General features: G+C 59.0%; 6 protein-coding genes. All 6 read right to left on the bottom strand.

All coding sequences use genetic code 11. The features are described 5' to 3' along the window. Nucleotides 1–100 precede the first annotated feature (100 nt). The 6 genes from sucD to K8W16_RS08645 are packed head-to-tail and all read right to left on the bottom strand — an operon-like array spanning nt 101 to nt 4,821. Nucleotides 101–967, bottom strand: a complete 867-nt coding sequence (gene sucD, locus K8W16_RS08670; protein WP_304122753.1) for a succinate--CoA ligase subunit alpha — start codon at nt 965–967, stop codon at nt 101–103. Further along, nucleotides 964–2,124, bottom strand: coding sequence for an ADP-forming succinate--CoA ligase subunit beta (gene sucC, locus K8W16_RS08665; protein WP_304122752.1), 1,161 nt, complete (start codon nt 2,122–2,124; stop codon nt 964–966). Before sucC ends, sucD begins: the two co-directional genes overlap by 4 nt. Continuing rightward, entirely contained in the window at nt 2,121–2,669 is a 549-nt protein-coding gene (locus tag K8W16_RS08660; RefSeq protein WP_304122751.1) for a 2-oxoacid:acceptor oxidoreductase family protein, read from the bottom strand. The genes sucC and K8W16_RS08660 overlap by 4 nt, the downstream gene beginning before the upstream one ends. A 3-nt stretch (nt 2,670–2,672) precedes the next feature. Next, nucleotides 2,673–3,470: a 2-oxoacid:ferredoxin oxidoreductase subunit beta gene (locus tag K8W16_RS08655; RefSeq protein ID WP_304122750.1), complete on the bottom strand. Its 798-nt coding sequence runs from the start codon at nt 3,468–3,470 to the stop codon at nt 2,673–2,675. After that, nucleotides 3,470–4,618, bottom strand: coding sequence for a 2-oxoacid:acceptor oxidoreductase subunit alpha (locus K8W16_RS08650; protein WP_304122749.1), 1,149 nt, complete (start codon nt 4,616–4,618; stop codon nt 3,470–3,472). The genes K8W16_RS08655 and K8W16_RS08650 overlap by 1 nt, the downstream gene beginning before the upstream one ends. Beyond that, entirely contained in the window at nt 4,615–4,821 is a 207-nt protein-coding gene (locus tag K8W16_RS08645) for a ferredoxin family protein (protein ID WP_304122748.1), read from the bottom strand. Before K8W16_RS08645 ends, K8W16_RS08650 begins: the two co-directional genes overlap by 4 nt. Nucleotides 4,822–4,967: the final 146 nt, after the last annotated feature.

Genomic DNA, 4,967 nt, shown 5'->3' with positions numbered 1-4,967 from the left:
TTTCCCTCCTCCGAAAACAGGCTTTCCCCCGCAGACAATCTTTCTCCGGGGTAAGGCAGGAGCGGCCCGTGCCGCCCCTGCCTTCATACGCCGCAGACTCTCAGGCCAGACTTTTCACTGTGCGGCCGATATCAGCCAGGGAATCCACACAGGTAATGCCGCATTCCTTCAGAAAAGCGAGTTTCTCCTCCGTGGTATCGGAACGGCCGGAGACAATGGCCCCGGCATGCCCCATGCGGCGGCCTGGGGGCGCGGTACGGCCCGCAATAAAGCTCACCACAGGCTTGGAGCAATGCTCCCGCACATACTGCGCGGCTTCCTGCTCTGCATTGCCGCCTATCTCGCCTATCATGATCACAAGATCAGTATCGTCGTCTTCCTGAAAGAGTTTCATCACGTCGGTAAAACTCTGGCCGATAACGGGATCGCCGCCTATGCCCACACAGCTCGACTGCCCCAGCCCTTCGCGGGTGAGCTGGTCCACCACCTCATAGGTAAGCGTGCCGCTGCGCGATACCACGCCGATACGCCCTGGCCGGTGGATACGGTTGGGCATGATACCCAGCTTGGATTTTCCCGGACTGATGATACCCGGGCAGTTCGGGCCGATGAGCACCGTGCCCCGTGCTCGGACATAGGGGATGACCCTAGTCATATCCCGCACGGGAATGCCCTCGGTGATGCACACCACAAGCTTCATGCCCGCATCCGCCGCTTCCATCACGGCATCCGCGGCCATGGCCGCGGGAACAAAAATGATGGATGCGTCCGCGCCGGTGCGTTCACGCGCTTCGCACACGGAATCATAAACAGGAAGGCCGTGTGCCCGCCCCCCTCCCTTGCCCGGAGTCACCCCGGCAACTATCCTGGTACCGTAATCCAGCATCTCGCCGGTATGAAAACCGCCTTCCGTGCCGGTAATCCCCTGCACCACCACTCTGGTTTCCGCATTGATATAGATGCTCATTGTCCGCTCACCTCCGCAACCAGACGCGCAGCTTCACTCAGGTTCTCCGCCACAGTGAACTTGAGGCCGGATTGTGCCAGTATCTTCCGCCCTTCTTCTGCATGCGTGCCCTGGAGGCGCACGATGACGGGAACTCCTACTCCGGTGTCCCTCGCGGCTCTGACCACGCCTTCGGCAAGAAAATCGCAGCGGAGGATTCCCCCGAAGATATTGATGAGAATGGCCTGCACATGGGTATCGGAAAGGATGATGCGAAAACCCGCCGCAATCTTTTCCGCACCTGCGCCGCCGCCCACATCCAGAAAGTTGGCCGGGGACGCACCCGCCTGCTTAATGAGATCCATGGTAGCCATGGCAAGCCCCGCGCCGTTCACCATGACGCCGATATTTCCTTCCAGACGGATATAGTTCAGGCCATGTTTTCCGGCCTCCCTCTCCAGAGGGTCTTCCTCCTCCGGGTCTTCCAGGGCCGCAAGCTCAGGGTGCCGGAACAGTGCATTGTCCTCCAGGTTCAGCTTGGCATCCAGGGCAAGGATCTCCCCTTCTTCCGTAACGACTAGGGGATTGATTTCCGCAAGAGAGGCGTCTTTTTCCTCATAGAGCCGGAACAGGTTCTTCAAAACGCGCGCGCAGACGTGCAGATTCCTGCCCTCAAAACCAAGAAACGCCGCCGCGCGCCTGGCCTCGAAATCGGCAAGGCCGTACAGAGGATCCACAGGAACGCGGAGTATGCGTTCGGGATACTCCGCCGCCACGCCTTCTATATCCATTCCCCCGTCGGGGCTGACCATAAGCACGGGGCATCCCCGGGAACGATCCAATGTAATGGAGACATACCGTTCGCAGGCGACCTTCCGCCCCTTTTCCACCAGAACCCTGCGCACCACCCGGCCTTCCGGGCCGGTCTGATGCGTGACCAGGGCACGGCCCAGCAGGGCTTCCGCCGCCTGTCCTGCCTGCCCGGGTGTGGAAGCGGGTTTCACTCCGCCCGCCTTACCTCTGCCGCCCGCATGAATCTGCGCCTTGACCACCACGGGGCAGCCCAGGGATGCAGCAATATGCTCCGCTTCCTGCGGCGATTCGGCCACACGGCCTTCCGGCACAGGAATACCGTACTCTCTGAACAGATCCTTGGCCTGATATTCGTGAATGTTCATAGCCTGTCCCTTGCGCCCTCGCCCAGGGCAAGCCCGAGCCGCAGCGCCTTGAGGTTGGATTCCACCGCGGCGGGAAAACGCCGTGCCAGTACTTTTTCCACCGATTCTGGGCGTACTGCCCGCGTCAGTGCCACAAGCGCTCCCAGCGTACAGATGTTCAGGCTCTGCGCCCCGCCCAGTTCCCGCAGCACAGTCTCATGCAGGGGCAGCGCGATATGCCGTACGTCCAGATCGCGGGCAGCGTATACAAGGTGGCTGTCGGTGAGAAGCAGGCCGCCCGGGCGGATAAGGTTGCCGTACTTCATGAAGGAACTCTGATTCAACGCCACCAGTATGCCCGGCTGCGTCACTTTGGGAAACAGGATGGGGCTGTCGGAAATGATGACGTCGGAACGTGTGGCTCCGCCTCGGGCTTCAGGACCGTACACCTGCGACTGCACAGCCGTCAGATTGTCGTAAATGGCCGCTGCTTCCGCCAGCAGAATGGCCATGGTGATGATACCCTGTCCGCCGGAACCGGAAAGAAGAAAACGGTATTTTTCCATGCTCTACTCCTTCACCCGGCGTATGATCGCTTCATAGGATTCGCAGTATTCCGGCTCCTCGCGGTCCACAAAAATCCCCCGCGGAATAAGATGCGGGCTGGCGGCAAGAGCCGGGGAGCCGAGCGGCGCCGTACCGTCCCTGAAAAGCTTCAGCATGTCTACGGCATCTCCCAGCCTGTTCTTTCGCCCGAAGTAGGTGGGACATTGCGTCATGACTTCCACCACGGAAAAGCCCTTGTGCTCCACAGCTTTTTTGATAAGCGCCGTCAGCTCCCGCACATGATAGGTCGTGGTGCGGGCCACAAAGGTGGCTCCCGCGCCTTCGGCCAGCTTCACGGCGTCGAAATCCCTGTCGATGTTGCCGTACGGCGCGGTAGTGGCCCTGATACCACGGCCGGACATGGGGGAGAACTGCCCGCCCGTCATGCCGTAAATGCGATTGTTCATGAGTATGGCCGTCATATCAATGTTCCGGCGTGCCGCATGGATGAAATGGTTCCCGCCAATGGCCGTGGCGTCGCCGTCGCCCATGGGTACCACCACATGCAGATCCGGCCGGGCAAGCTTGATGCCCGTGGCAAAGGCCAGAGCCCTGCCGTGCAGCGTATGCATGGTATGCACATTGACATATCCCGATATTCTGGCGGAGCAGCCTATGCCGGACACCATCACCAGAGAACACGGATCAAGCCCCAGTTCGTCAAAGGCATGGAGCATGGCGTTCAGCGTCATGCCGTGGCCGCAGCCCGGGCACCAGATATGGGGGAAGAAGCGTTCCCGGATAAAGTCTTTCACCGCCATCAGAAAGCCCTCCCTTCCACCACGCGCATGACCCTTCCTATATCCGTCGGGGTGATGAGCTGGCCGTCCACACGGTTGATGAGGAAGACATCGTCGGGCCGCGTTACGGCCTGACGCACCTGGGCACATACCTGCCCCATGTTCATTTCCACCACATATACATGCCTTGCCTGCTCCGCCCGGGTACGCACAAGGTTGACGGGGAAGGGCCACAACGTCTGCAGCTCCAGAAGTCCGGCACGGATTCCCTTGCCACGCAGCGTGGTGACAAGGTGCAGCGTACTTCTTGCCGAACTGCCGTAGGAGACGAACAGCAGCTTCGCGTCGTCCATGAAGTATTCCCGGTACCGTGCTATCTCATCGGCCTTGGTTTCGATTTTCTCCACCAGATGATACAGAAGCTGTTCCACGGCCTCCGGTTTTTCCGTGGGGAATCCCCATATATCGTGATACAAGCCGGTGACGTTGTAGCGGTGCACGCCGCCGAAATCCGACATGGGCAGGCGCCCGTCTTCCCGCGGCAGATACGGATGATAGTTCACGCCCTGGCGTACCGACGTGCGGAGCCGGCTTACTACGGGAAGCTCTCCCTCTTCGGGCAATACCAGCTTCTCGCGCATGTGCCCCACCACTTCGTCGAACAACAGGATCACCGGCGTACGATAAGTTTCAGCCATATTGAAGGCTTCCACCGTCATGGAAAAAACATCCTGAATACCCGATGCCGTAAGCGCAATGATGGAATGTTCTCCATGGGTGCCCCAGCGAGCCTGATTGATATCCCCCTGGGCTACCTTGGTGGCAAGACCGGTAGAGGGACCGCCTCTCTGCACGCTGGCCACCACGCACGGAATTTCCGCCATCACAGCATAACCCAGCGCTTCCTGCATCAGAGAGAACCCCGGACCGCTGGTGGCAGTCATGGCCTTATTACCCGTTACTGAAGCGCCGACGACAGCGCACATGGAGGCCAATTCATCCTCCATCTGTACAAAATGCCCGCCCTTTCGCGGCAGTAAATCAGAAAGAAGTTCCGCCATCTCCGTGGAAGGAGTAATAGGGTAACCTGCAAAAAACTTCAGCCCGGCATACAGTGCCCCGCGCACACAGGCCTCATTTCCCTGTACAAAAAGCTCTTCCCTGTTCATGACTCACCTCCGCTCCGGCACACGGTAACGGCCAGGTCCGGGCACATTCTTTCGCATGTGCCGCAGCCGACGCATGCTTCAGGGTGTTCAACCACGGCTTTTTCCCGTTCCCCGTCCATCCGGAATACCTCTTTCGGGCAGAACGCCGCGCATATCCCGCAGCCTTTGCACCACGACAGCTCTATGCTCACTTCGTTGCTCATGCATCCCTCCGTCGATGATGGCGACATGAAACCGTTGAGGACGCGACCCTTAGGGTCATGCTGCTGAAAATTTTCCATATATGGTATACCAAAATTAGAAAAACAAAAAAACCTTGTCAAGTCGTTTGAAAAAATATTTTTTTAAT

Source organism: Mailhella massiliensis (genome assembly GCF_020741395.1).
Taxonomy (GTDB): domain Bacteria; phylum Desulfobacterota; class Desulfovibrionia; order Desulfovibrionales; family Desulfovibrionaceae; genus Mailhella; species Mailhella massiliensis_A.
Note: the sequence above shows the minus strand (reverse complement) of the source record. Positions and strands in the feature narration are given on the sequence as shown.